This is a genomic window from Streptomyces sp. Ac-502, from assembly GCF_045222935.1.
GTDB lineage: Bacteria > Actinomycetota > Actinomycetes > Streptomycetales > Streptomycetaceae > Streptomyces > Streptomyces monomycini.
On record NZ_JBHFFO010000001.1, the window covers coordinates 4,100,318 to 4,124,082 of the forward strand.

The 23,765-nt window shown below is 69.7% G+C and carries 12 protein-coding genes and 5 pseudogenes; 11 read left to right on the forward strand and 6 right to left on the reverse strand.

Features of this window, described 5'->3' with window-relative positions:
• Positions 1 to 351 precede the first annotated feature (351 nt).
• From ACEXOX_RS18470 to ACEXOX_RS18485, 4 genes are all read left to right on the forward strand, one after another.
• Positions 352 to 1,803, forward strand: a complete 1,452-nt coding sequence (locus ACEXOX_RS18470; RefSeq protein ID WP_406521929.1) for a sugar porter family MFS transporter — start codon at positions 352 to 354, stop codon at positions 1,801 to 1,803.
• Positions 1,804 to 2,121: 318 nt separating this feature from the next.
• Positions 2,122 to 2,325 carry an AlpA family transcriptional regulator gene (locus ACEXOX_RS18475; protein ID WP_030018934.1) on the forward strand — a complete coding sequence of 68 codons (204 nt, stop codon included), beginning with the start codon at positions 2,122 to 2,124 and terminating at the stop codon, positions 2,323 to 2,325.
• Between the two features lie 79 nt (positions 2,326 to 2,404).
• The gene (locus tag ACEXOX_RS18480; protein ID WP_406521932.1) at positions 2,405 to 3,352 is read left to right on the forward strand and encodes a 2-dehydropantoate 2-reductase; all 948 of its coding nucleotides are present in this window, start codon (positions 2,405 to 2,407) and stop codon (positions 3,350 to 3,352) included.
• A 228-nt stretch (positions 3,353 to 3,580) separates the two neighbouring features.
• Positions 3,581 to 4,651 carry a Gfo/Idh/MocA family oxidoreductase gene (locus tag ACEXOX_RS18485; RefSeq protein ID WP_406521934.1) on the forward strand — a complete coding sequence of 357 codons (1,071 nt, stop codon included), beginning with the start codon at positions 3,581 to 3,583 and terminating at the stop codon, positions 4,649 to 4,651.
• A gap of 69 nt (positions 4,652 to 4,720) precedes the next feature.
• Here ACEXOX_RS18485 and ACEXOX_RS18490 read toward each other — a convergent pair whose 3' ends face one another.
• Positions 4,721 to 5,941 carry a cation:proton antiporter gene (locus tag ACEXOX_RS18490; RefSeq protein ID WP_406521936.1) on the reverse strand — a complete coding sequence of 407 codons (1,221 nt, stop codon included), beginning with the start codon at positions 5,939 to 5,941 and terminating at the stop codon, positions 4,721 to 4,723.
• A 549-nt stretch (positions 5,942 to 6,490) separates the two neighbouring features.
• On the opposite strand from ACEXOX_RS18490, the gene ACEXOX_RS18495 reads away from it, so the two are divergent.
• Together ACEXOX_RS18495 and ACEXOX_RS18500 are read left to right on the forward strand one after the other, a co-directional pair.
• Complete coding sequence (locus tag ACEXOX_RS18495; protein ID WP_406521938.1) at positions 6,491 to 6,787, forward strand: heavy-metal-associated domain-containing protein; 297 nt, start codon at positions 6,491 to 6,493, stop codon at positions 6,785 to 6,787.
• A 5-nt stretch (positions 6,788 to 6,792) separates the two neighbouring features.
• Positions 6,793 to 9,106: pseudogene (locus ACEXOX_RS18500) on the forward strand (heavy metal translocating P-type ATPase).
• A 507-nt stretch (positions 9,107 to 9,613) separates the two neighbouring features.
• On the opposite strand, the gene ACEXOX_RS18505 reads toward ACEXOX_RS18500, so the two are convergent.
• From ACEXOX_RS18505 to ACEXOX_RS18525, 5 genes and pseudogenes are all read right to left on the reverse strand, one after another.
• On the reverse strand, positions 9,614 to 10,903 hold the full coding sequence (locus ACEXOX_RS18505; RefSeq protein WP_030018929.1) for a citrate synthase: 1,290 nt from the start codon (positions 10,901 to 10,903) through the stop codon (positions 9,614 to 9,616).
• A 115-nt stretch (positions 10,904 to 11,018) separates the two neighbouring features.
• A pseudogene (locus tag ACEXOX_RS18510) lies at positions 11,019 to 13,283 on the reverse strand (ATP-dependent RecD-like DNA helicase).
• 320 nt (positions 13,284 to 13,603) lie between these two features.
• Positions 13,604 to 14,478 (reverse strand): annotated as a pseudogene (locus ACEXOX_RS18515) (sugar phosphate isomerase/epimerase family protein).
• Positions 14,475 to 15,698 carry a dihydrodipicolinate synthase family protein gene (locus ACEXOX_RS18520; RefSeq protein ID WP_406521940.1) on the reverse strand — a complete coding sequence of 408 codons (1,224 nt, stop codon included), beginning with the start codon at positions 15,696 to 15,698 and terminating at the stop codon, positions 14,475 to 14,477. Before ACEXOX_RS18520 ends, ACEXOX_RS18515 begins: the two are co-directional and overlap by 4 nt.
• Positions 15,695 to 16,844: pseudogene (locus ACEXOX_RS18525) on the reverse strand (Gfo/Idh/MocA family protein). Before ACEXOX_RS18525 ends, ACEXOX_RS18520 begins: the two are co-directional and overlap by 4 nt.
• Positions 16,845 to 17,067: 223 nt before the next feature.
• Here ACEXOX_RS18525 and ACEXOX_RS18530 point away from each other — a divergent pair.
• The 5 genes and pseudogenes from ACEXOX_RS18530 to ACEXOX_RS18550 all read left to right on the forward strand — a co-directional run bounded on the left by ACEXOX_RS18530 (position 17,068) and on the right by ACEXOX_RS18550 (position 23,689).
• A complete protein-coding gene (locus tag ACEXOX_RS18530) occupies positions 17,068 to 18,309 on the forward strand; it encodes a LacI family DNA-binding transcriptional regulator (protein WP_406521942.1) in 1,242 nt (413 codons plus the stop codon).
• Between the two features lie 43 nt (positions 18,310 to 18,352).
• Positions 18,353 to 19,311: pseudogene (locus tag ACEXOX_RS18535) on the forward strand (GNAT family N-acetyltransferase).
• 29 nt (positions 19,312 to 19,340) lie between these two features.
• Positions 19,341 to 20,150 carry a sugar phosphate isomerase/epimerase family protein gene (locus ACEXOX_RS18540; RefSeq protein WP_406526386.1) on the forward strand — a complete coding sequence of 270 codons (810 nt, stop codon included), beginning with the start codon at positions 19,341 to 19,343 and terminating at the stop codon, positions 20,148 to 20,150.
• 797 nt (positions 20,151 to 20,947) lie between these two features.
• Positions 20,948 to 22,771, forward strand: coding sequence for a glycoside hydrolase family 3 protein (locus ACEXOX_RS18545; RefSeq protein ID WP_406521944.1), 1,824 nt, complete (start codon positions 20,948 to 20,950; stop codon positions 22,769 to 22,771).
• A 252-nt stretch (positions 22,772 to 23,023) separates the two neighbouring features.
• Positions 23,024 to 23,689 (forward strand): hypothetical protein, encoded by a 666-nt coding sequence (locus tag ACEXOX_RS18550; protein WP_406521946.1) that lies wholly within the window; start codon positions 23,024 to 23,026, stop codon positions 23,687 to 23,689.
• The last annotated feature ends 76 nt before the right edge of the window (positions 23,690 to 23,765 follow it).

Consider the following 23,765-nt stretch of genomic DNA (forward strand, 5'->3'; position numbering starts at 1 on the left):
CGGTCGCGCGCCCCTCTCGTCGTGGTTGGCGCGCTGCTTTTCATCGCGGTCGGCGCGGCGCTCCGCGTTGCGGTCCGTGCGGCGACGCACTCCGCAGCCGGCGCGCCCTCTGACGCCCGCGGCCGCCTCGCCGCCTGCCGCACGGCGCGTGCGCCACCTCACGCCACAGCGCGCGTTCCGGCCTGCCCGGAATGGTGACGCGAACCGCGTCACCGGCCGAAAGGCCTGCGCCAAGAAGAACTGGAGCCGCTGTCCATGGCCGCACCCGGCAGGCCTGCCTCCCCCTCCACAACTCCAACACCGCCCACACCATCCAGCACTCCTACAGCATCCACACCATCGACACCGTCCATGACTTCCGAACTCAACACATCATCTGAACCTCACACCTCCCCCACCTCGTCCGCTCCTCCCGTCTCCCCCACCCCTCACAACGCCAAGCGCTTCATCATCGGTATCGCTGCCATCGCCGCTCTCGGCGGCGCCCTGTTCGGTTACGACACCGGCGTCATCTCCGGCGCGCTCCCCTTCATGGAGGCGCACTTCGGCCTCACCTCACTCGGTGAAGGCATCATCACCAGCGCCCTGCTGATCGGTGCGGCATTCGGGTCGCTGGCCGGCGGGCGCATGTCGGACAAGCTGGGGCGGCGCGCCGCACTGCTGTGGGCGGGCGCGGTGTTCATCGGCGGCGCCGTGGCCGTGGCGCTCGCCCCCACCATCGTCTTCATGGTCGCGGCGCGCTTCGTACTCGGTCTCGCGGTGGGCAGCGCCTCGGTGATCACGCCGCCGTATCTCTCGGAGATCGCACCGCCGCACATCCGGGGCCGGCTGGTCTCCTTCAACTCCCTCATGATCGTCAGTGGGCAGCTGCTGGCCTACCTGATCAACGCGGTTCTCGCCCGGTGGGAAGCGTGGCGCTGGATGCTGGGCCTGGCGGCGCTACCGGCCGTCGCCCTGTTCGTCGGGCTCTTCTTCCTGCCGGACACGCCACGCTGGTACATCAGCAAGGGACGTACGGAGCAGGCCGCGAAAGTTCTGCGGCGCACCCTGCCCGCCGAGGAGGCCGAGGGGGAGCTGGGCCTCATCGGCCAGGCCCGCGCGATGGAGGCCGACGCGCGGCGCGGCGTCTGGCAGGAACTGCGTACGCCCTGGGTACGGCGCATCCTGCTCATCGGCGTCGGGCTGGCGATCGTCCAGCAGATCACCGGCGTCAACGCGGTCATCTACTTCGCGCCGAAGATCCTGGAGTCCACCGGCCTGGGCACCAACGTCGCGATCACGGCCACCATCGCGGTCGGCGCCATCTCCGTCATCGCCACCGCAATCGGCATGTCGCTGATCGACAAGGTCGGACGACGACCGATGCTGCTCACGGGCCTTTCCGGAATGACCGTCTCACTGGCCCTGCTGGGGGCCTCCTTCCACCTTCCGAAGTCCACCGGGGTCAGCTGCCTCGTCCTCGTCCTCATGGTCCTCTACATGGGCTTCATGCAGGCGACCTTGAACACCGGAGTCTGGCTGCTGCTCGCCGAGATGTTCCCGCTGACGGTGCGCGGGCTGGCCATGGGCGCGACCGTGTTCGTGATGTGGCTGGCCAACTTCACGGTGGCGCTCGCGTTCCCGGTACTCCTCGACGCGGCGGGCGCGAGCGTCACCTTCTGGCTCTTCGGCCTGATGTGCGTACTGTCCCTGCTCTTCTGCAAGCGGTACGCCCCGGAGACCAAGGGAATGGCCCTGGAGGACCTGGAGCACGAACTGCGCAGGGCGGGCCGCGGAGACGGAGGTGAGGAGGCCCGGACGTGAAGCCGTGAGGAGGTGAGGAGGTGGGCTGCGGTACGAAGGGACGAGGACCGGCAGCGCCCCACCGTCTCCCCCACTCACACCCCTCCCCTCTACCTGCCCTTCTCCATCTCCCCTTCTCCATCCCGTGACAGCGATGCCCCGTTCGTCACAGCTGTCACCATTACGCGGGTCTTCCGTCACAGCCGATCAACAGGCCCTCGCCCCTGCTCACCCGCTGTCGTTCACTGGGCACAGGCTGAGTGATCACCGAACCACGTGCGGTTCTTCCGTCGGCTCCCCGGGCCGTCACCGCGCGCGGCCGAGGGAGGTGCGAGACAGATGACCGACCGCAGACTCTGGTCGTACAAGGAGATCGCCGCACACATCCGAGTCCAACCCGACACCGTGCGGTCCTACCGGAAACACGGGCTACTGCCGCCACCGGACCTGGTGGAGGGCGGCAGACCGTACTGGTTCGCCGACACCATCCGCACCTGGGTCGCCCAGCGCCCCGGACACGGCGGGCGCCGCGACAAGGACTGAAGCCTCTCCCTCCCAGGGCCCCGCGCAATCGCCGCGCGGGGCCTCCGCAACCCGACTGCGGCGGCGCTACGCTCGGCGCATGCCGCGCCTACCCGTACCGGCCGAGCCTGTTCGCATCGCTGTGATCGGTGGCGGCGCGATCGGCGGATTCGTGGCGACACTGACCTTCCTGACCGGACACGACGTCACACTGTGCCGGCGCACACCGGTGGACCGGCTCGTCCTGGAAACGGACGGCGAGGTCATCGACGCCCCGATACGTTTCGCCGTCGATCCGGAGACGGCCGAACCCGCGGACTGGGTCTTCCTTGCCACCAAGGCCCAGGACACCGCCGGCGCCGCCGGCTGGCTGCGCCGGCTCTGCCACTCGGGCACGGTCGTCGTCGTACTCCAGAACGGCATCGACCACACCGCACGCGTGGCCCCGCACGCCCCCGACGGTACGGACATCCTGCCCGCGGTGATCTACGCGTCGGCCGAATGCACCGCCCCCGGCCGGGTCAGGCACTACGCGGGCAACGAGATCCACGTACCCGAAGGCCCGATGGCCACCCGCCTCGCCGTTCTCCTCGCCGCCGGCCGACTCAAGGTCGTACCCGCTCCGGACTTCACGACGGTCTCCTGGCAGAAGCTCCTCACCAACCTCGCGGCCAACCCGCTCACCGCCCTCCTCCAGCAGCGCATGGGCATCTTCACCGACCCCGGTATGGCCGCCCTCGCCCGGGACATTTTGAACGAGGCGGCCGTGGTCGCGCGGGCGGAGGGCGCGCACGTTCACGACGCCGACATCGACCGCGTACTGGAGATGTACGCGATGGTCCGGCCGGACGGCGGCTCGTCGATGCTCTACGACCGCCTGGCCGACCGCCCCATGGAGCACGAACACATCACGGGCGCGGTGGTACGTGCCGGAGAACGCCACGGCATCCGCACTCCGCTCAACGGGATGCTGCTCACTCTTCTGCGCGCGGTCGACCGCGGAATCGCCGCCGGGCAGAACACCGGCGAACGGCACGCGAAGCCGTAAGAACCGGCTCGTCACCCGGGCATCTGAGCACCCGCACGTATACGGCCAGGGGTTGACATCACTATGTCTTTACATGCACGCTGCCCGGCGGAGCTTCGGTGTGCCCCAAGGCTGAAGAGCCGAGCCACAAGCCACCCAAGCCCCTGAAATCTCTGAAGTCTCTGAAGTCCCGCGAAGAAACGCTTCCTCAACCGGTCGCCGCCCACCCCGGACGACAGGAGCTGGCACATGAAGATCGGCCTGATCGGCGCCGGACGCATCGGAGCGTTCCACGCCGAGACCTTGCAGTCCGTCCCCGGCGTGGACAGCGTCGTCGTCGCCGATGCCGACGCGGCCCGCGCACGCGTGCTCGCGGACACCCTCGGTACCGAGGCAGCCGAAACCCTCCCCCGGATGTACGCGGACGGCCTGGACGGCGTGGTGATCACCGCCGCGACGAGCGCGCACGCCGAACTGATCCACCAGGCCCTGGACGCCGAGGTGCCCGTCTTCTGCGAGAAGCCGGTAGCACTGGACGTCGCGGGGACACTCGGCGTGGTGAAACGTTCCGGCGCCGGCACCGTCCCCGTACAGATCGGCTTCCAGCGGCGTTTCGACCGCGGCTACCGGGCCGCCCGCGAGGCGCTGCGGTCCGGCGATCTCGGCTGGCTCCACACGCTCCGTGCCTGCACCAGCGACCAGTCGCCGCCACCCGCGGCCTTCATCCCCTCCTCCGGCGGCCTCTTCCGCGACTGCGGCATTCACGACTTCGACATCCTGCGCTGGCTCACCGGCCGCGAAGTCGTGTCCGTGTACGCGCAAGGCGCCAACCGCGGCGCCCTCTTCTTCGCCGACGGCGACGACGTGGACACCTGCGCCGCCCTTCTGCGCTTCGACGACGACACGTTGGCCACGGTCACCGCGACCCGCTACAACGGCGCGGGCTACGACGTCCGCCTGGAAGTGTGCGGCTCCAAGGGCGCGCGCATCGTCGGTCTCGACGACCGGGCCCCGCTGCCTAGCGCCGAACCGCATGTCTCCTGCCGGCAGTCAGCCCCGTACGCGACGTTCATGGAACGTTTCCGCGATGCGTACGTCACCGAGCTGAGCGCCTTCGTGGACGTGGCCGCCGGCCGCACGGAGAGCCCGTGTTCGCCCGCCGAGGCCCTGGAGGCGCTGTACGTCGCCGAGGCGTGCGACCGCTCCCGCCGCACCGGCGAGGCGGTGAGAGTCGCGGACGTGCGCGCCGCCGCGGAAGCCGCAGGAGAAGCGGATGCGTACGGCCGGGACGACGCGCGCCCCACGGAAAGCGCGGAGTGAACGAAAGCCCGCAAACGCTCGGAGTGAGCGGAGAGGGCGGAGAGGGCGAGCGAAAGGAAACGCCCCCACTCACCAGGACTCCGACGCGCCCTTCCGCGGCCCTTCCGGAATCGGCGCCAGCCCTTCCGCGCCCGCCCGCAGCCGCATGGCCACCAGCGGGAAGACCAGCACGGAGATCATCGCCGCCCCCACCATGGCCGCCGCCTCGCCGGCGTCGAGCACGCCGCTGTCCTGACCGATCGTGGTGATGGCGACGACCAGGGGCAGCGCTGTCGACCCGTACAGCATCAGTGCGGCGCGGTCCTTGCGGCCCAGGTCGCGCGGCGCGAGCAGGACGAGCGGCAGTCCGCGTACGACGAGCAGCAGTACGAGAAAGAGCGGGAGCAGCAGGAGTGAGCGTCCGTTCTCGAAGAGGGACGACAAGTCGAACTCGACGCCGGTGACGATGAAGAACAGCGGCACCAGGAAGCCGAAGCCCATCGCCTCCAGCCGTCCGAGGATTTCCTGACTGCTGTCCGGCGCGGCCTCGTGCAGTACGAGCCGCATGATGATCCCGGCCGCGAACGCGCCCAGCAGGATGTCCAGCCCGAACACCTGCGAAATGCCGAGCATCACGGCCAGCAGCAGGACGAACAGCCGGATGGCGAACTGGCCACTGCTGTGCAGCGTGCGGGCGATGATCCGGTAGAACCACATGGGGCTGGGCTTCAGGGCCCAGTAGACGGCACCGGCGGTCAGCAGCGCGAAAGCGAAGAGCAGGATGGTCGATTCGCCGGGGTCGCGTCCGCTGAGCAGCAGCGCCATCGCGATGATCGGCCCGAATTCGCCGACCGCACCGGTGGCCATCATCACCGATCCGAAGCGGGTCCCCAGGTCGCCGGAGTCGCGCAGTACGGGCAGAACGGTGCCGAGCGCCGTACTGGTGAGCGCGGTGCCGACCACGATCGCCTTGGCGAAGTCGCCGGCGGCGAAGCCGAGGGCGACGGCCAGGCCGAGGACGAGCGCGACGATCCATGCGTACCCGGCGCGCTTGAGGGTGTCGCCGCGGACCTTGGCGAACTCGATCTCGTACCCGGCGATGAACATCAAGGTGGCCAGTCCTAGGTCGGAGAGGGCGTTGATGACCTCTCCGGAGTGCGCCCAGCCCAGGACGTCCGGGCCGATCAGGATGCCCAGCACGATCTCGAAGATGACCAGGGGCACGGGCAGCCAGCGACCGAGGCCGTATGCGAGGAGCGGGGCGGCCACGGCGATCGCCATGATCAATACGAGCGTTGCGGACTGCGACATAAGCCGCTTTTCTACCACAAAGGGAAGATCACCCCTGTGCCGCAGGCCGACGCACCGGGCGCCTATCCCGTCCCGTCAGCCGACATACCCGTCCGTACGCATCACGGCCACAGCCACAGCCACAGCCACAGCAGCCATCACACCCGGAAACCCGCGCCGCTACCGATAACCACCTGCGGCGCCTCCCCGGCGCGACGCTCCCGAAACTCCCCCATCGGGTGCGCCACCCCTCTGAGGGGCCCCTCGGAGGTTCACTCGGAGAGCGCCCGCCGTCGCACCCCGCGAAGCATCCCGGACCGTACGGGACCGCCGGAGCGCCACGCAACCAAGCGCCCAGCGGACAACCAAAGGTCACGCTGCCTCTATCCCTACGCCCCTCCAGCGCAAGCGAACACCCGGCACCCACACCTGGCACCATACCCCCTAGGGGTATAGAGTTGAGATCGTCGGGAAACACCGGGGACTCTCGGGACTCCGGATTTCCCACGCCACCCGTGCATGGCAGTGAAAACTTCGAGCACGGCGACCACACGCACCAAGGAGAGACTCATGACTGCCGAACAGACCAACGGTTCCTGCTGCTCCCCCGAGGGTTCCTGCAACTCCGGGGCCACCGACGTCCAGGTGGGCGATGTGACCACCACCTACAAGGTGAGCGGCATGACCTGCGGTCACTGCGAGGGCGCCGTCTCCGCCGAGATTTCCGAGATCCCGGGCGTGCACTCGGTGCAGGCGTCCGCCGCCACCGGCCTGGTGACCGTCGCCTCCAAGGCCCCGCTCGACGAGGCCGCCGTGCGCGCGGCGATCGACGAGGCCGGCTACGAACTCGAAGGTCTGGCGGCCTGAACCCGATGACCGGTACGACCGCGCAGGCGCGGGTCGAGCTCGCCATCGGCGGCATGACCTGCGCCTCGTGCGCGGCGCGCGTGGAGAAGAAGCTCAACCGGATCCCGGGCGTCAGCGCCACCATCAACTTCGCCACCGAGAAGGCCCGGATCGAGTACGGCGACGAGGTCTCGGTCGACGACCTGATCGCGACCGTCGAGAAGACGGGCTACACCGCGCAACGGCCCGCGCCCGCCGCATCCGCGGAATCGTCGGGGCCGTCCCCGGCCGGCGCTTCCGGTCAGGGCGCCGACGCCGCGTCCACCACGGAGGACGGCCCCGGCGCTCACGACCGGGAACTGGCCGGACTGCGCCAGCGACTCCTCGTCTCCGCCGCGCTGGCCGTTCCCGTCGTCCTGCTGTCGATGGTCCCCTCGCTCCAGTTCGAGAACTGGCAGTGGCTGTGCCTGACGCTGGCCGCGCCCGTCGTGGCCTGGGGCGCGTACCCCTTCCACCGGGCCGCCTGGACGAATCTGCGGCACGGCGCCGCCACGATGGACACCCTGGTGTCCCTCGGGACGCTCGCCGGCTTCGGCTGGTCCCTGTGGGCGCTGTTCTTCGGCGACGCGGGGATGCCCGGTATGCGCCACGATTTCGCCTTCGCGGTGGCCCGTACGGAGGGCTCCTCGGCCATCTACCTGGAGGCAGCGGCCGGGGTGACGGCGTTTCTGCTGCTGGGCCGCTATCTGGAGGCGCGTTCCAAGCGGAAGGCGGGCGCTGCGCTGCGCGCGCTGATGGAGCTGGGCGCGAAGGACGTGGTGCTGCTGCGGGACGGGCGTGAGGTGCGCGTCCCGGTGGAGCAGCTGGCCGTCGGCGACCGGTTCGTCGTACGCCCCGGGGAAAAGATCGCCACGGACGGCACTGTCGTGGACGGCTCCTCCGCCGTCGACGCTTCCATGCTGACCGGCGAATCGGTACCGGTCGATGTGGCTCCCGGTGACGGTGTGACGGGTGCGACGGTGAACACCAGCGGCCGGCTGGTGGTCGAAGCCACCCGGGTCGGCGGTGACACGCGGCTGGCGCGCATGGCGGCCCTGGTCGAGGACGCGCAGAGCGGCAAGGCCGAGGTGCAGCGGCTCGCCGACCGGGTTTCCGCCGTCTTCGTCCCTGTCGTGCTGCTGGTGGCGCTCGGCACGTTGGCCGGGTGGCTGCTGGCGACCGGCGATGCGACCGCTTCGTTCACGGCGGCCGTCGCCGTACTGATCATCGCCTGTCCCTGCGCTCTCGGCCTGGCGACGCCCACCGCCCTGATGGTCGGAACGGGCCGGGGCGCCCAGCTCGGCATCCTGATCAAGGGGCCCGAGGTCCTGGAGTCCACCCGTCGCATCGACACCGTCGTGCTGGACAAGACCGGCACGGTGACCACGGGGCGGATGAGTCTGTACGAGGCCGTGCCGGCGCCGGGTGTCACGGAGGACGAGCTGTTGCGGCTGGCCGGGGCGCTGGAGCACGCCTCGGAACATCCGATCGCGCGCGCTGTCGCCGAGGGGGCGCGCGAGCGCCTGGGCGAGCTGCCGGAGCCGGAACATTTCGAGAACGTGGCGGGCCTCGGCGTACGTGGCGTGGTGGAAAACCGACGTGTCCTCGTCGGGCGCGAACGGCTGCTGCGCGAGAGCACGGAAGGCGGGACGGCGGACGGCGCCCTTCCGGAGGTGCTGAGCGCCGCCAGGGGCGCCGCCGAGGCCGCGGGGCGGACCGCCCGTACTCGTCGGCTGGGACGGGCAGCCACGCGGCCTGCTGTCGGTTGCCGACACCGTCAAGGAGGGCAGCGCCGAGGCGGTACGCCGGCTGCGCGCGCTGGGGCTGTCCCCGGTACTGCTGACCGGGGACAGCCAGGCGGTGGCCGACGCCGTGGCAGCCGAGGTGGGCATCGACGAGGTGATCGCCGAGGTGCTGCCCGAGGACAAGGTCGCGGCGGTCGAGCGGCTCCGCGGCGAGGGCCGCAGCGTGGCGATGGTCGGCGACGGCGTCAACGACGCGGCCGCCCTGGCCGCCGCCGACCTAGGCCTGGCGATGGGGACCGGCGCGGACGCGGCCATCGAGGCGGGGGACCTGACCCTCGTACGCGGCGATCTTCGAGTCGCGCCGGACGCCATCCGGCTGGCCCGCAGGACACTCGCCACGATCAAGGGAAATCTCTTCTGGGCCTTCGGCTACAACGTCGCGGCCGTTCCGCTGGCGGCGGCCGGCCTGCTGAATCCGATGATCGCGGGGGCGGCGATGGCCTTCTCGTCGGTCTTCGTGGTCAGCAACAGCCTCCGGTTGCGGCACTTCCAGTGACGGATGCGTGCGGCGCGGATTTTTTCGCCTTCACACCTTCCCTACAACTGACACAACACCCATACGGAAGGGCCTCGATCTACAGATCGAGGCCCTTGACCGTATTCGCCCAGTTATGGCAAGAGACCCAGATCACACCGCTTGGAACGTAACCATTGTGGGGGGTCGCGAGTCTAACCGTGCGGTGCAGGCACCTCGGCGGGGCCTGTACCGCAACGGCCAGGCTGGTCTTGGGGGACTTTGCCCGGCAACGCGTGGCCGGGGCGACGTGCCCGGGGAGCTTTGAGCGGCCCTCCCGTACGTGCGCGTCCCGGCAGATCGCGGGCACCACCCTGAAGCGCCCGGACGGATCCCGTGGGGGAATCCGACCCGGGGAACAAGGGAAGCGCCCCGCGCTCCGGACCCGTGGGGGGATCTGGAGGCGGGGCGCTTTCTGCTGAACGGACCGGCCCGGGCCGCCACGCGGGCGGCCGGCCGGTCAGCAGCTGTTCCGGCGGACGGAGTCGCTCAGCGCTCCTCGACCGGAACGAAGTCGCGCTCGACGACTCCGGTGTAGATCTGGCGCGGGCGGCCGATACGGGAACCCGGCTCCTTGATCATCTCGTGCCACTGGGCGATCCAGCCGGGCAGCCGGCCGAGCGCGAACAGCACGGTGAACATCTCGGTCGGGAAGCCCATGGCCCGGTAGATCAGACCGGTGTAGAAGTCCACGTTCGGGTAGAGCTTGCGCGAGACGAAGTAGTCGTCGGAGAGCGCGTGCTCCTCCAGCTTGAGCGCGATGTCCAGCAGCTCGTCGGACTTGCCGAGCGCCGAGAGGACGTCGTGCGCCGCCGCCTTGATGATCTTCGCCCGGGGGTCGAAGTTCTTGTAGACGCGGTGCCCGAAGCCCATGAGCTTCACGCCGTCTTCCTTGTTCTTCACCTTGCGGATGAAGGCGTCGACGTCACCGCCGTCGCGCTGGATGCCCTCCAGCATCTCCAGCACCGACTGGTTGGCGCCGCCGTGCAGCGGGCCCCACAGCGCGTTGATGCCGGCCGAGATCGAGGCGAACAGGTTCGCCTGCGAGGAGCCGACCAGGCGCACGGTGGAGGTCGAGCAGTTCTGCTCGTGGTCCGCGTGCAGGATGAGCAGCTTGTCCAGAGCGCTGACCACGACCGGGTCCAGGTCGTACTCGGCGGCCGGCACCGAGAAGGTCATGCGCAGGAAGTTCTCGACGTAGCCGAGGTCGTTGCGCGGGTAGACCACCGGGTGGCCGACCGACTTCTTGTACGCATACGCAGCGATCGTCGGAAGCTTGGCCAGCAGCCGGATCGTCGAGATGTGGCGCTGCCGCTCGTCGAACGGGTTGTGGCTGTCCTGGTAGAACGTCGACAGCGCGCTGACCACGGAGGACAGCATCGCCATCGGGTGGGCGTCCCGCGGGAAGCCGTCGAAGAACCGCTTGACGTCCTCGTGCAGCAGGGTGTGGTAGGTGATGTCCTGCTTGAAGGTCGCCAGCTGGTCGACGGTGGGCAGCTCACCGTTGATCAGCAGGTAGGCGGTCTCGACGAACGTGCTGCGCTCTGCGAGCTGCTCGATCGGGTAGCCGCGGTACCGAAGAACCCCGTTCTCACCATCCAGATAGGTGATCGCGGATTTGTACGCGGCAGTGTTGCCATAACCGGAATCCAGGGTCACCAGACCGGTCTGGGCGCGCAGCTTCGAAATGTCGAAGCCCTTGTCGCCGACGCTGCTGTCGACGACCGGGTAGCTGTATTCGCCGTCCCCGTAACGCAGTACTACAGAGTTGTCGCTCACGTCATCCCTCACCGACGTTGTGCCTCTTCTTCGAGGTGCCCTGACTGCCTATACCTTCCCCCATTTGGACCTTGGCTGTGCACTCGGGGTCGGCCATAGGGCCTGTGGGCGGCACTCAGTGCCGCTCCAGCTGCCCATCCTGCTCCCCTTCGCCCCGATTGGGGAAGAGGTGACCACGCACCGCACCGACGAGTCGATGGCGCAGCGCGGTCCACCTTCGACCGGCGGACACGGTGCGTACAGCCTGCCCCAAAGCCTTGCGCGAGCCGACCAGCACCACCAACTTTTTTGCCCGCGTGACGGCCGTGTAGAGCAGGTTCCGCTGCAGCATCATCCACGCGGCGGTGGTGACCGGAATCACCACTGCCGGATACTCGCTGCCCTGGGAACGGTGGATGGTCACCGCGTAGGCGTGCGCCAGCTCGTCCAGCTCGTCGAAATCGTACGAGATCTCCTCGTCCTCGTCCGTGAGCACCGTCAGCCACTGTTCATCCCGGTTGATCTTGATGACGACGCCGACCGTGCCGTTGAAGACGCCGCTGTGCCCCTTCTCGTAGTTGTTGCGGATCTGCGTCACCTTGTCGCCCACCCGGAACACCCGGCCTCCGGCGCGGCGCTCCGGCGATTCGGGCCGCGCCGGGGTGAGGGCCTGCTGGAGGAGGCCGTTCAGCGTGCCGGCTCCGGCCGGGCCGCGGTGCATGGGAGCGAGCACCTGGACGTCCCGCCGCGGGTCCAGCCCGAACTTCGCGGGGATCCGGCGCGCGACCACGTCGACCGTGACCCGGCCGGCTTCCTCGGAGTCCTCCGCGACGAAGAGGTAGAAGTCGGCCATACCCTCGACGATCGGCAGGAAGCCCTCGTTGATGCGGTGGGCGTTGGTGACCACGCCGGAGTGCTGGGCCTGGCGGAAGATCCGGGTCAGCCGTACGGCCGGGACCGGGCAGTTCTCGGCGAGCAGATCCCGCAGCACCTCCCCAGCTCCCACCGAAGGAAGCTGGTCCACGTCGCCCACCAGGAGGAGGTGTGCACCCGGCGGCACCGCCTTGATCAGCTTGTTGGCCAGCAGCAGGTCGAGCATGGACGCCTCGTCGACCACCACCAGGTCGGCGTCGAGCGGCCGGTCCCGGTCGTACGCGGCGTCCCCGCCCGGTTTGAGCTCCAGCAGCCGGTGCACCGTGGACGCCTCGGCACCGGTGAGCTCCGCCAGCCGCTTGGCGGCCCGGCCCGTGGGGGCCGCGAGCACCACTTTGGCCTGTTTCGCGCGGGCCAGCTCCACGATCGAGCGGACCGTGAAGGACTTGCCGCAGCCGGGGCCGCCGGTGAGCACGGAGACCTTCTCGGTGAGCGCCAGCCGTACGGCAGCCTCCTGCTCGGGCGCCAGCGTGGCTCCCGTCCGGTTGGCCAGCCAGGCCAGCGCCTTGTTCCACGCCACGGTCCGGAACAACGGCATCCGGTCCTCCTGCGTGCGCAACAGCCGCAGCAGCTGCGCCGCGAGGGAGGTTTCGGCCCGGTGGAACGGGACGAGGTAGATGGCCTCTATGGGGTTGCCCCCTCCGGGGACGGCACGGTCTCGCGGATCACCCCTCCGGGTCGCCCGCCAGCTCGCCCAGACAGTCGGTGACCAGCCCCGTGTCGACCTGGAGCAGCTTGACCGACGCGGCGATCAGCTCTTCTTCCGGGAGGTAGCAGTGCCCTTGGTCGGTGGACTGCGAGAGCGCGTACTGCAGGCCCGACTTGACCCGGTCCGGGCTGTCGTGCGGGATGCCGACGGCCTGTGCGATGCGGTCGGCGGTCAGGAAACCGATGCCCCAGACGTCGGCGGCGAGACGGTAGGGCTGGTTCTTGACGACGGAGATCGAGGAGTCGCCGTACTTCTTGTAGATGCGCACCGCGATGGAGGTCGAGACGCCCACACCCTGCAGGAAGATCATGACCTCCTTGATGGCCTTCTGTTCTTCCCAGGCTTCGCCGATCATCTTCGTGCGTTTGGGGCCCAGCCCGGGCACCTCGACGAGGCGCTTCGGGTCCTTCTCGATGATGTCGAGGGTCTCCAGGCCGAAGTGTCCGGTGATGCGGTCGGCCATGACCGGTCCGATGCCCTTGATGAGGCCGGAGCCGAGGTAACGGCGTATGCCCTGGATCGTGGCAGGCAGAACCGTCGTGTAGTTCTCGACGGTGAACTGCCGTCCGTACTGCGGGTGGGAGGTCCAACGGCCTTCCAGCCGCAGCGACTCCCCGGCTGCGCGCCCAGCAGCGAACCGACGACAGTGAGGAGATCGCCGGAGCCGCCCGTGTCGACACGCGCGACCGTGTAACCGGTCTCCTCATTGGCGTAGGTGATCCGCTCCAGGACCCCTTCGACCACGGCTGGAATGAACATGAACCGACGGTACCGCCGAGGTCCGACATCGCGTTCGGGCCTGTGGATAACTCGGTCGGAAGGCTCTGCGGCGGGGCCCGACGAATGCTGCAAGGCGACTCCCACAGCTGCCACGGACCACTTCGTCACGGCGGATCGCCACCCGCGCCGCAGACGCTTCGAGGGACCCGGTCCGCAGACCGAGCCCCTCGATTCCCCCTCCGTGCGGCCCCCAGATCCCCCTCGGATCCCCCCCGGTTCCCTCTCCTCGGGAGCCTGACGACAAGTACGACCCGCCCGGCCCGGGAACGGTTGCACGGATCCGGTGAGTTATTCCATCGTTACCTGGCGTGCATGGCGTGACGGGTGAACCGCTCGACGACTTCGGCCAGCACCTCTGCCCCCGGCCGCTCCCACAGCGCCGGATTGAAGATCTCCACTTCGACAGGCCCGCGGTAACCGGCGGCGTCCACCTGTTCCCGGAACCAGCGCAGGTCCACCGCGCCGTCCCCGAGCTGGCCCCGCCCCAGCAGGGCTCCGGCGGGCAGCGGCGTCACCCAGTCGGCGAGCTGGAAAGCCGCGATACGGCCGCCGGCGCCCGCGCGGCCGATCTGCGAACCGATCGTGTCGTCCCACCACAAGTGGTAGGTGTCCACGACCACGCCCACCTGCTCGGCCGGGAACCGCTCGGCCAGCGCCAGGGCTTGGGCGAGAGTGGACACGACGCAGCGGTCCGCCGCGTACATGGGATGGAGGGGTTCCAGCGCGAGGCGCACCCCGCATCGGCTGCGTACGGGACGAGTTCGCCCAGCGCGTCGGCGACGCGCTCACGGGCTCCCCGGAGGTCGCGGCTGCCCGGCGGCAGCCCGCCTGACACCAGGACGAGGGTTTCGGTGCCGAGGGTGGCGGCTTCCTCGATGGCGGCCCGATTGTCGGCCAGCGCGTCCGCGCGTTCCTTCGGGTCGAGGGCGGTGAAGAAACCACCCCGGCAGAGGCTGGTGACGGTCAGCCCCGCGGCCCGCACGAGCCGGGCGGCGGCGGCCACTCCGTAGTCCTGCACGGGAGCGCGCCAGAGGCCGACGCCGCGTACTCCCGCTTTTGCGCAACCGCCGACGAGTTCGGGCAGCGACCATTGCTTGACGGTCTGCTGGTTGAGGCTGAAGCGGGAGAATAGAATGTCCGGTTCTTCCGAACGAGTGTGGAGGGCGCTGCTCATTCCGCGCCTCCGTACACCGAGGCGAGTCGGCGCATACGGGCCGCCGCCAGCTCCGGGTCCGGGAACAGGTTCAGGCCGTCGGCCAGTTCGTACGCCCGCTTCAGGTGGGGCAGCGAGCGCGCCGACTGGAGGCCGCCGACCATCGTGAAGTGAGGCTGGTGCCCCGCGAGCCAGGCGAGCAGGACGACACCGGTCTTGTAGTACCTCGTCGGTGTCTGGAACAGGTGCCGGGACAGCGCGACGGTGGGGTCCAGCAGATTGCGGAATCCGGTGGTGTCGCCGCCGTCCAGCAGACGTAGGGCGTCGGCCGCCAGCGGGGCGAGAGGGTCGAAGATGCCGAGCAGCGCGTCACTGAAGCCGTGCGCGTCGCCGGCGATCAGCTCGGGGTAGTGAAAATCGTCGCCCGTGTAGCAACGCACACCTTCCGGGAGACGCCGACGCAGTTGCACCTCGCGATCGGCGTCCAGCAACGACACCTTCACGCCGTCCACCTTGGCGGGGTGCTCGGCGATGATTTGAAGAAACGTCTCGGTTGCCAGGTCCAGGTCCGCGCTGCCCCAGTAGCCCTGCAGAGCCGGGTCGAACATCGGGCCGAGCCAATGAAGGATCACCGGACCGACCGCTTGGCGCAGCAGGTGCCCGTAGATTTCCACGTACGGTTCCGGCCCGGCAGCTGTCGCGGCGAGGTGCCGGGACGCCATGACGACGGCTTGGGCGCCTGCGTCTTCCACGAGTGAGAGCTGCTGCTCGTAGGCAACCCGGATGTCAGCCAGGTTCACTTCAGACGCGACCAGTTGGTCCGTGCCGACTCCGCAGGCGATGCGCCCGCCCGCTGCCGCCGCTTCGGCGGCGGAGCGGCGGATCAGCTCGGCAGCCGAAGGCCAGTCGAGGCCCATGCCGCGCTGCGCGGTGTCCATGGCCTCGGCCACGCCCAGGCCGTGCGACCACAGGTGGCGGCGGAAGGCCAGGGTGGCATCCCAGTCGATGGCGGCAGGGCTTTCGGGGGTGGTGTCGGCGAAGGGGTCGGCGACCACGTGGGCAGCGGCAAATACGGTACGGGAGGTGGAGACAACCCCGGTTGTTCGGTCCGGCCCGTGCGTCAGTCCGGCCGCGCGCCCGGCTCCGTACGGAGGTGTGCCAGATGTAGGGAGGGGGTTGTTGGTAAGAGGTGTGCCGACTGTGGATGGCTCGCCGGGTGCACCGCTCCCCCGGCCGCTCATCGCCCGAGCTCCGGTACGTCCAGGCGGCGGCCTTCCGCCGACGACTTCAGTCCCAGTTCGGCCAGCTGAACCCCGCGCGCGCCCGCGGTCAGGTCCCAGCGCCAGGCTTCGTCCCGTACGACATGGCGCAGGAACAGTTCCCATTGCGCCTTGAAGCCGTTGTCGAATTCCGCGTTGTCCGGCACTTCCTGCCACTGTTCGCGGAACGGTTCGGTTGCCGGGAGGTCGGGGTTCCAGACCGGCTTGGGAGTGGCGGCGCGGTGCTGAGTGCGGCACGTGCGCAGCCCCGCGACGGCGGTCCCTTCCGTACCGTCGACCTGGAACTCGACCAGCTCGTCGCGGTGAACCCGCACCGCCCAGGAGGAGTTGATCTGGGCGACGACACCGCCGTCCAGTTGGAAGATCCCGTACGCGGCGTCGTCTGCGGTGGCGTCGTACGGCTTGCCGTTCTCGTCCCAGCGACGCGGCAGGTGGGTGGCGACTTGGGCCTGCACGGTCCGCACTGGGCCGAAGAGTTCGTGCAAAACGTACTCCCAATGAGGGAACATGTCGGCCGCGATGCCACCTCCGTCCTCGGCGCGGTAGTTCCAGGACGGGCGCTGCGCCGGCTGCCAGTCCCCTTCGAAGACCCAGTAGCCGAATTCCCCCGCACGGACAGGATGCGCCCGAAGAACCCCCTTCGACCAGGCGGCGCAACTTGAGCAGGCCGGGCAGGAAGAGCTTGTCCTGCACCACGCCGTGCTTGACGTCGGCTTCGTCGGCCAGGCGGGCCAGCTCCAGCGCGCCGTCGAGACTGGTGGCGGTGGGCTTTTCGCAGTACAGGTGTTTCCCGGCAGCAATCGCTTTCTTGACGGATTCCTCACGAGCGGCGGTGACCTGGGCGTCGAAGTAGATGTCGACGCTGTCGTCCGCGAGCACCGCGTCGAGGTCGGTGCTCCAGTGCTCCAGGCCGTGGCGTTCGGCGAGCGCCCGCAGCTTGTGTTCGGCGCGGCCCACAAGAATCGGTTCGGGCCAGATCACCGTGCCGTCACCGAGGTCCAGTCCGCCGTTTTCTCGCAGCGCGAGGATGGAGCGGACCAGGTGCTGGCGGTAGCCCATGCGTCCGGTCACGCCGTTCATGGCGATGCGTACGGTCGTGCGTGTCACGGTCCGGCCCTTCCTTCTGGAGAACTCGGCTCACGGAGCGGGCGCGGTACGGACTCCGGCGCGCACGGCAAGCGGAGGACGGCGGTTGACGTTTCATGACGACGGTGGCCAAGCCGACGGTGAGCGCGGAGCCGAAACGCGTAGTAAGCGCTTTCCATCGCGGGAGAAGCTAGCCTGCGGCACGAGGCCAGGACAAGAGGCACGACAGGGGGCGGGGCGATCGATGGCAGTGACACTGGCGGACGTCGCGGCGCGGGCGCGGGTTTCGACGGCGACCGTTTCGCGCGTACTGAACGGCAACTACCCGGTCGCCGAGAACACCCGAGCCCGCGTGTTGCGCGCCGTGTCGGACCTGGAATACGTGGTCAACGGCCCGGCCAGTGCGCTGGCTGCCGCCACTTCGGACCTGGTGGGCATTCTCGTCAACGACATCGCCGACCCGTTCTTCGGGATCCTCGCCTCAGCTGTGCAGTCCGAGGTGAGCGGAGGCTCAGGCACTCCGCGGGCCGGCGGAGCGGCCACCCGAACGGGTGATGGCGATACGCGTCGCCCTGGTGGCGCCTCGTACCCGTTGGCGCGGGCCGACGAAAAACTGGCTGTCGTGTGCAACACCGGCGGCTGCCCGGAACGTGAACTCACCTATCTGACACTGCTCCATCGGCAGCGGGCGTCCGCAGTTGTTTTGACCGGCGGCGCGGTGGAGGACGCCGTTCACGCTGAGGCCGTGGCTGCGGCCCTGATGCGCCTCGTTGGAGCAGGGACGCGGGTGGTGCTGTGCGGGCGTCCGCCTGTGATGGCCGGGGCCGGCGCGCAGCGCCCTGGAGCTGGCCCAGGCCCCCAAATACGCACCACCGTGGGGCATCCCCATGGCCGTGCACCCTCTCATAGCGGCCTTTTCGCCCAGCGGTCCGTCCCCCCGCGCCCCGTCACTCTCGCCTTCGACAACCGGGGTGGCGCCCGACGGCTGACCGAGCACCTGGTCTCGCTCGGTCACCGGAACATCGGATACGTCGCCGGTCCGCCCGGCCGCACCACCACCCGCCACCGCCTGGAGGGTCATCGGGCCGCCCTCGCCGCACACGGCATCCCTGACCCGGCGCACCGCACCGTCCACGGCGCTTACGACCGCGCCGCCGGCTACGACGCCGCCCAGGAGCTGCTCCGTAGAGACGCTTCCTTGACGGCCGTCGTCGCGGCCAATGACACCGCCGCTCTCGGCGTGTGCGCCGCGCTGCGCGACCGCGGCCTTCGGATACCCGGCGACGTTTCCGTGGCGGGCTTCGACGATCTTCCGTTCAGCGCGGACGCGGCTCCGGCGCTCACCACCGTACGGCTGCCGCTTCAGGAAGCCGGTGCGCGGGCCGGACGGCTGGCGATGGGGCGTGAGGTGCCGCCGCCGGGAGAAGTCGCCACGTATCGCGGAGAGTTGATGGTGCGCGCTTCCACGTCCGTACCGTACTCTTGACGTAGTCAACCTTGACTGGGTCAACGGTAAGGCGGGAAGCGCCATGTCAGCCCACGAGGTGCAGGAACTCCGCAGGTTCAACCGCTTCTACACGAATCTCATCGGCGCGCTCGACTACGGCCGCCACCTCTACACCCCGTTCACGCTCACCGAAGCCCGGGTCCTGTACGAGATCGCGCACTCCCAGCGGGTGGACGCCGCCGACCTGCGCACCGCGCTCTCCCTGGACGCGGGCTACCTCAGCAGGCTGCTGAGCAGGTTCGAGGAGAGCGGACTGATCACCCGCGGCCCTTCCGAGCGGGACGGGCGGCGGCAGCGCATCACGCTCACCGAGGACGGCCGCGCGACAGCGAATCTCTTGGAGGAACGTTCGTGCGACTCCGCGGGGACGCTCCTCAACCGTCTCGACCCTTGGGACCGGGCACGCCTCGCGGAGTCGATGGCGACCATACGGGAACTGCTCGGCAGCACGGCGGGACACCCGAAACCCGCGCTGCGGCTGCGCGCCCCGCGCCCGGCGATCTCGGCTGGATGGTGCAGCGCAATGCCGTCCTGTATGCGCGCGAGTACGGGTTCGATCTTGGTTACGAGGCGTTGGTGGCCCGTATCGTCGCCGAATACGGCGAGCGTCGCGACGCGCGCTGGGACCGCGTCTGGATCGCCGAACTGGACGGCGAACCGGTGGGCGCCGTCATGTGCGTACGGGCCCGGATCGACACGGCCGTCGGGCCGGCGGGCGGGACACCGCCTCGAACGGCCCGGCTGCGACTGCTCCTGGTCGAGCCGGAAGCGCGCGGGCGCGGCGTCGGCGGAGCACTCGTGTCCGCGTGCGTCGACTTCGCCCGCGAGGCCGGTTTCCGCGAACTGGTCCTGTGGACGAACTCCGTACTGCGTGCGGCTCGCGTCCTCTACGAGCGCGCGGGCTTCGAGCTGACCGGCGAGAAGCCGCACCACAGTTTCGGGCGGGACCTCGTCGGACAGGACTGGCGTTTGCCGCTCTGATCTGTGTTCACATGGTTCTCATGAGCGATATGCGATATGCGTTCTCGACACTCGGAGTCCCCGGGATGCCGGTGGGCGAGGTCGTGCGGCTGGCGGCCGGCGCCGGATTCGACGGGGTGGAGCTGCGGGCCCACCCCGAGGAACAGGTGCATCCGCGCATCGGGCTGCGCGACCGGACCGCGGTACGTCAGCAGTTCGCCGACGCCGGAATGGAGATCCTGGCGGTGTCCGGGTACGCGCGAGTGGCCGCGGCCCATGACGAACGTGGCGAGGAGGAACTCGCGGCGGAACTGACCGAGCTGGTCGTACTCGCTTCGGACCTGGGAGCGAAGTTCGTGCGGGTGTTCCCTGGCGGGGGCGACCGCCCCGCTGAGGAAGCCGATGCGGAGGCGGCCCGGCACCTGGCCGCGGTCGCGCCGTTCGCGGCGGAGCGGGACGTGCGCGTACTTCTGGAGACGCACGACTCGCATCCCCGGGGTGCCGACGCGGCGCGAATCGTGGGGCCCGTCGGGCACCGGCACATCGGCGTGCTCTGGGACGTACTTCACCCGTGGCTCGGTGACGAGGCGCCGGCCGACACGTTCGCGGCGCTCGCCCCGTATCTCGGATTCGTGCAGGTGAAGGACGTCGCCTCGGCCGAGGACGCCACTCCTCTGCCGCTCGGCGCGGGCTCGGTCCCGCTGGCCGACTGCGTCGGCGCACTCGTCCGCGCCCAGTGGGACGGGTGGCTGTGCTGGGAGTACGAGAAGCGGTGGTATCCGCGCGCCGCCGACCTTCCCGGGCTGTTGGACGCGGGGCGCGAGCATCTGGTGCGGCTGGTGGCGTCGGCTGCGTCCTGAGGCGAGTGGAGTCGGGAGGCTTTGCCGACCGCGGCTGTTCGTCGCGCCCGGGCCCGAGGGGGCCGGTTGGTAGGAGTCGTCACGCTTGCATCGCTCGCGCGGATTGTGATGTCGGCGTGCGTTGGGCCGGTCCGGAGGTACGGGCGTACGGAGCTACGACCGTACGAGGCTACGGGTGCACGGAAGTACGGAGGTACGGAGATCCCGGCCACCGCGCCCGGCATCGGAAACGTTTCTGCCCCCCGTGACCGCCTCAAGAACACATCGCCCCACATCCGTACCTTTTCCCGTATTCACGCCGAACCGGGGAACCCACCTGGCCCGCCGACCGTCAAAACGGTGTGCTGTGTGTCCCCGCAGTGCGGTGTCGGCCTCGCTGCTGGCTGCGTTGCTGACCACCCTCTCCGCCGCCTGCGGCCGGCGGCACCCGCCACCGGTGCACCCCCTCCAAACGCGCCGGTGGCGGATCATCGCCCCCCCAGCCATCCCCGGGCCGCCCCCGGCCGTTCGCACCCGGGCGACCGTACGCACCCGGGCCGCCCACCTGCCGCCGCCCCCACCGCACGCCCGGCATCGCCCGCATCCATTGCTTCCGCCGGACTTTTCCCTCCGAGCGCAACAGTCGCCCCGCGCACCACCACATCCGCGCCGACGCTTCGTCGCCGCCGCTTCCCCCGACTGGCGGAGCCGTCGAGCATTGACCGGCAATGCTTTTCCGGTTACTCGTGACTTCTTGGAAGTTTCCTTCAGACCGCCGGGGCAGCACTCGGCGAGGAAGCTTTCCGGAAGGAGCGCAGATGCACTCCAGACGTACCGTCCTGACCACCGCCGCGGCCGCCGCCTGTGCCATGGGTACGGGCGGCGCCGCCGTTCACGCCGTTTCTTCCGGCCCGCGTGCCGCCGGGGCCGCCGGCGTCCGCGCCCGTGCGGCCCGACTCGTTTCCCGGATGAATCTGGAGGAAAAGGTCGGCCAGTTGTTCGTCATGCGGGTCTATGGACACTCCGCGACCGATCCGGACCCCGCCGACGCCGAGGCCAACCGCAAGGAGATGGGGGTCTCCAACGCTGCCGAACTGGTCACCAAGTACCACCTCGGTGGCATCATCTACTTCGGCTGGGCGCACAACACCCGCGAGCCCCACCAGATCGCCGACCTCTCCAACGGCATCCAGCGGGCCGGGGCCGCCCAGCGGGTCCCCGTGCCGTTGTTGATCTCCACCGACCAGGAGCACGGGATAGTGGCACGGATCGGATCGCCCGCCACGCTCTTCCCCGGTGCCATGGCGTTGGGCGCCGGCCGGTCCCGCGAGGACGCCCGCACGGCCGGCCGGATCGCGGGCGAGGAGCTGTACGCGATGGGCATCCGCCAGGACTACGCGCCGGTCGCCGACGTGAACGTCAATCCCGCGAATCCCGTGATCGGCGTGCGCTCCTTCGGTTCCGAGCCGAAGGCGGTGGCGCGGTTGGTCGCCGCGCAGGTGCAGGGGTACCAGCGCGCCGGGGTGGCCGCGACGGCGAAGCATTTCCCGGGGCACGGCGACACCGGCACCGACAGCCACGTCGGGCTGCCGTACATCCGGCACACCGCCGAGGAGTGGGAGCGGCTGGACGCGCCGCCCTTCCGGGCCGCCATCGAGGCCGGCATCGATTCGATCATGACGGCGCACATCGTCGTGCCCGCTTTTGACGCGAACGAGGACCCGGCCACGCTGTCCCGGCCGATCCTCACCGGAGTCCTGCGCGAGCGTCTCGGTTTCGACGGTGTGGTGGTGACCGACTCGCTCGGGATGCAGGGCGTACGGACGAAGTACGGTGACGCCCGGGTGCCGGTGCTCGCGCTCCAGGCGGGTGTCGACCAGTTGCTCAACCCGCCGGACATCGCCGTCGCTTTCGCGAGCGTGCTCAAGGCGGTGCGGACGGGCGAGCTGGCCGAGCGCGACATCGACGAAAAGCTGATCCGCATTTTCCTGCTCAAGGAGCGGCGCGGGCTGTTCGACGATCCGTACACGACGCACCGCGCGGTGGAACGTTCCGTCGGTACGCGGCGGCATCTCGCCACGGCGGACCGGATCGCGGACCGCACCACCACGCTGCTGGTCAACGACGGCGGATTGTTGCCGTTGTCCCGGCGCGCGCAGCGGCGTCTGCTGGTGACCGGTGCCGACGCGGCATCGCCGTCCGGGACCGGCGGCCCGCCCACCAAGGTGCTCGCAGAAACCTTCAGTCAGCTGGGCTTCACGGCAACCGCCCTCCCCACCGGCACCGCGCCCACCCGGGAACTGATCGACCGGGCGGTTTCGGCGCTCCGTACACAGGACGCGGCGATCGTGGCGACGTACAACGTCACGGCGTCGTCGCCGCAGCGCGCCCTGGTCGAGGCGCTACTGGGCACCGGCAAGCCGGTCGTTCAGGTGGCCGTGCGTAATCCGTACGACGTCGCGCAGTTGCCGGGCGTACGGGCGGCACTGGCCACCTATTCCTGGACGGACGTGGAACTGCGGGCCGCGGCCCGGGTGATCGCCGGACGGCGTGATCCGGAGGGGAAGTTGCCGGTGCCGGTGATGCGTGCTGATGCGCCGGGGAGCGTTCTTCACCCGGTCGGGTACGGGCTCTCGTACTGATACTGAGCCGACGGCGGGCGCTTGTACGGGGCTTCGGCGCTGCCGGACCCCGTACGGCTCCAGCTCCTACACCGGCAGTGCCCTTACGGAACGTGTTCCGCAGGCTCGTACGGATCGGGTACCGCCGGCCCCGCAGCGCTGGATACTGCGCGGCCCGTACCTCGTGCGCAATGCGTCCGTTAAGCCTGGCGTGCGCCCGAATGGGCGGGTCACGCTGAGGTGCACGCACCGGGGGGGACGCAGGGGGCCGCGATGCGCCGGGTCAAAGGGCACGGGGGCGGCACGGTGGGCCGCGTGGCGGCGGCTGTGCTGCTCGTGATGTTGACCGCCTGCCAGCGCGACGGCAGCGGCTCGGCCGCGAACGGTGACGGGAATGCGGAGGGGAAGAGAAATGGGGGTGAAAACGGCAGTGCGGCGACCGTTTCTCCGTCTCCGGTAGCCACGTTTCTCGCGCCGGGTACGTGCAGCAGTCGCGGGCGTACGGTCTTCCACCAAGTGTCCTGCCGCAGTGAGAAGGCCGCGGCCCTGGTGCTCTCCCGGCACGACGGCCCGCAGGCGCAGGGCCCGCCGTGTCCGGAACGGACGGACTTCGTCCTCCACATCAGCGAACGCCGGCCCGCTTCCGACGGGAACGGCGACGGCGCGGTGCCGCAGGGTTACGCCTGTATGCGCAATCTGGAAGCGCCGCATCCCGGTGATCCCGGCGGGGGCGGCGGCCCGCGCACCATCGTCGGGGACTGCGTCCGCCCGTCGCGGCAGGGCGAGGTGAAAGAAACCGCCTGTGACGGGTCGGGGATCCACGCGCCGCAGTTCAAAGTGACAGCGGCGGTCCGCACCCGTGCTGCCTGCCCGGCGGACACGGTTTTGTACGTACAGCTGGGCGGCGGAGCACCGGTCGGGTGCGCCCGCCGCCTGTGAAGCGCAGGGCCGTGGCGCATCACGCACTTCGCGTCATGCGCCCCGTGCACGCCCCCGGCGCACGCGTCACGCGTCT

Bases quoted from the DNA above. Each gene is read 5' to 3' on its own strand.
- ACEXOX_RS18470 (WP_406521929.1), top strand. From the start codon at position 352: ATGACTTCCGAACTCAACACATCATCTGAACCTCACACCTCCCCCACC.
- ACEXOX_RS18475 (WP_030018934.1), top strand. From the start codon at position 2,122: ATGACCGACCGCAGACTCTGGTCGTACAAGGAGATCGCCGCACACATC.
- ACEXOX_RS18480 (WP_406521932.1), top strand. From the start codon at position 2,405: ATGCCGCGCCTACCCGTACCGGCCGAGCCTGTTCGCATCGCTGTGATC.
- ACEXOX_RS18485 (WP_406521934.1), top strand. From the start codon at position 3,581: ATGAAGATCGGCCTGATCGGCGCCGGACGCATCGGAGCGTTCCACGCC.
- ACEXOX_RS18490 (WP_406521936.1), bottom strand. From the start codon at position 5,941: ATGTCGCAGTCCGCAACGCTCGTATTGATCATGGCGATCGCCGTGGCC.
- ACEXOX_RS18495 (WP_406521938.1), top strand. From the start codon at position 6,491: ATGACTGCCGAACAGACCAACGGTTCCTGCTGCTCCCCCGAGGGTTCC.
- ACEXOX_RS18520 (WP_406521940.1), bottom strand. From the start codon at position 15,698: ATGAGCGGCCGGGGGAGCGGTGCACCCGGCGAGCCATCCACAGTCGGC.
- ACEXOX_RS18530 (WP_406521942.1), top strand. From the start codon at position 17,068: ATGGCAGTGACACTGGCGGACGTCGCGGCGCGGGCGCGGGTTTCGACG.
- ACEXOX_RS18540 (WP_406526386.1), top strand. From the start codon at position 19,341: ATGCGATATGCGTTCTCGACACTCGGAGTCCCCGGGATGCCGGTGGGC.
- ACEXOX_RS18545 (WP_406521944.1), top strand. From the start codon at position 20,948: ATGCACTCCAGACGTACCGTCCTGACCACCGCCGCGGCCGCCGCCTGT.
- ACEXOX_RS18550 (WP_406521946.1), top strand. From the start codon at position 23,024: ATGCGCCGGGTCAAAGGGCACGGGGGCGGCACGGTGGGCCGCGTGGCG.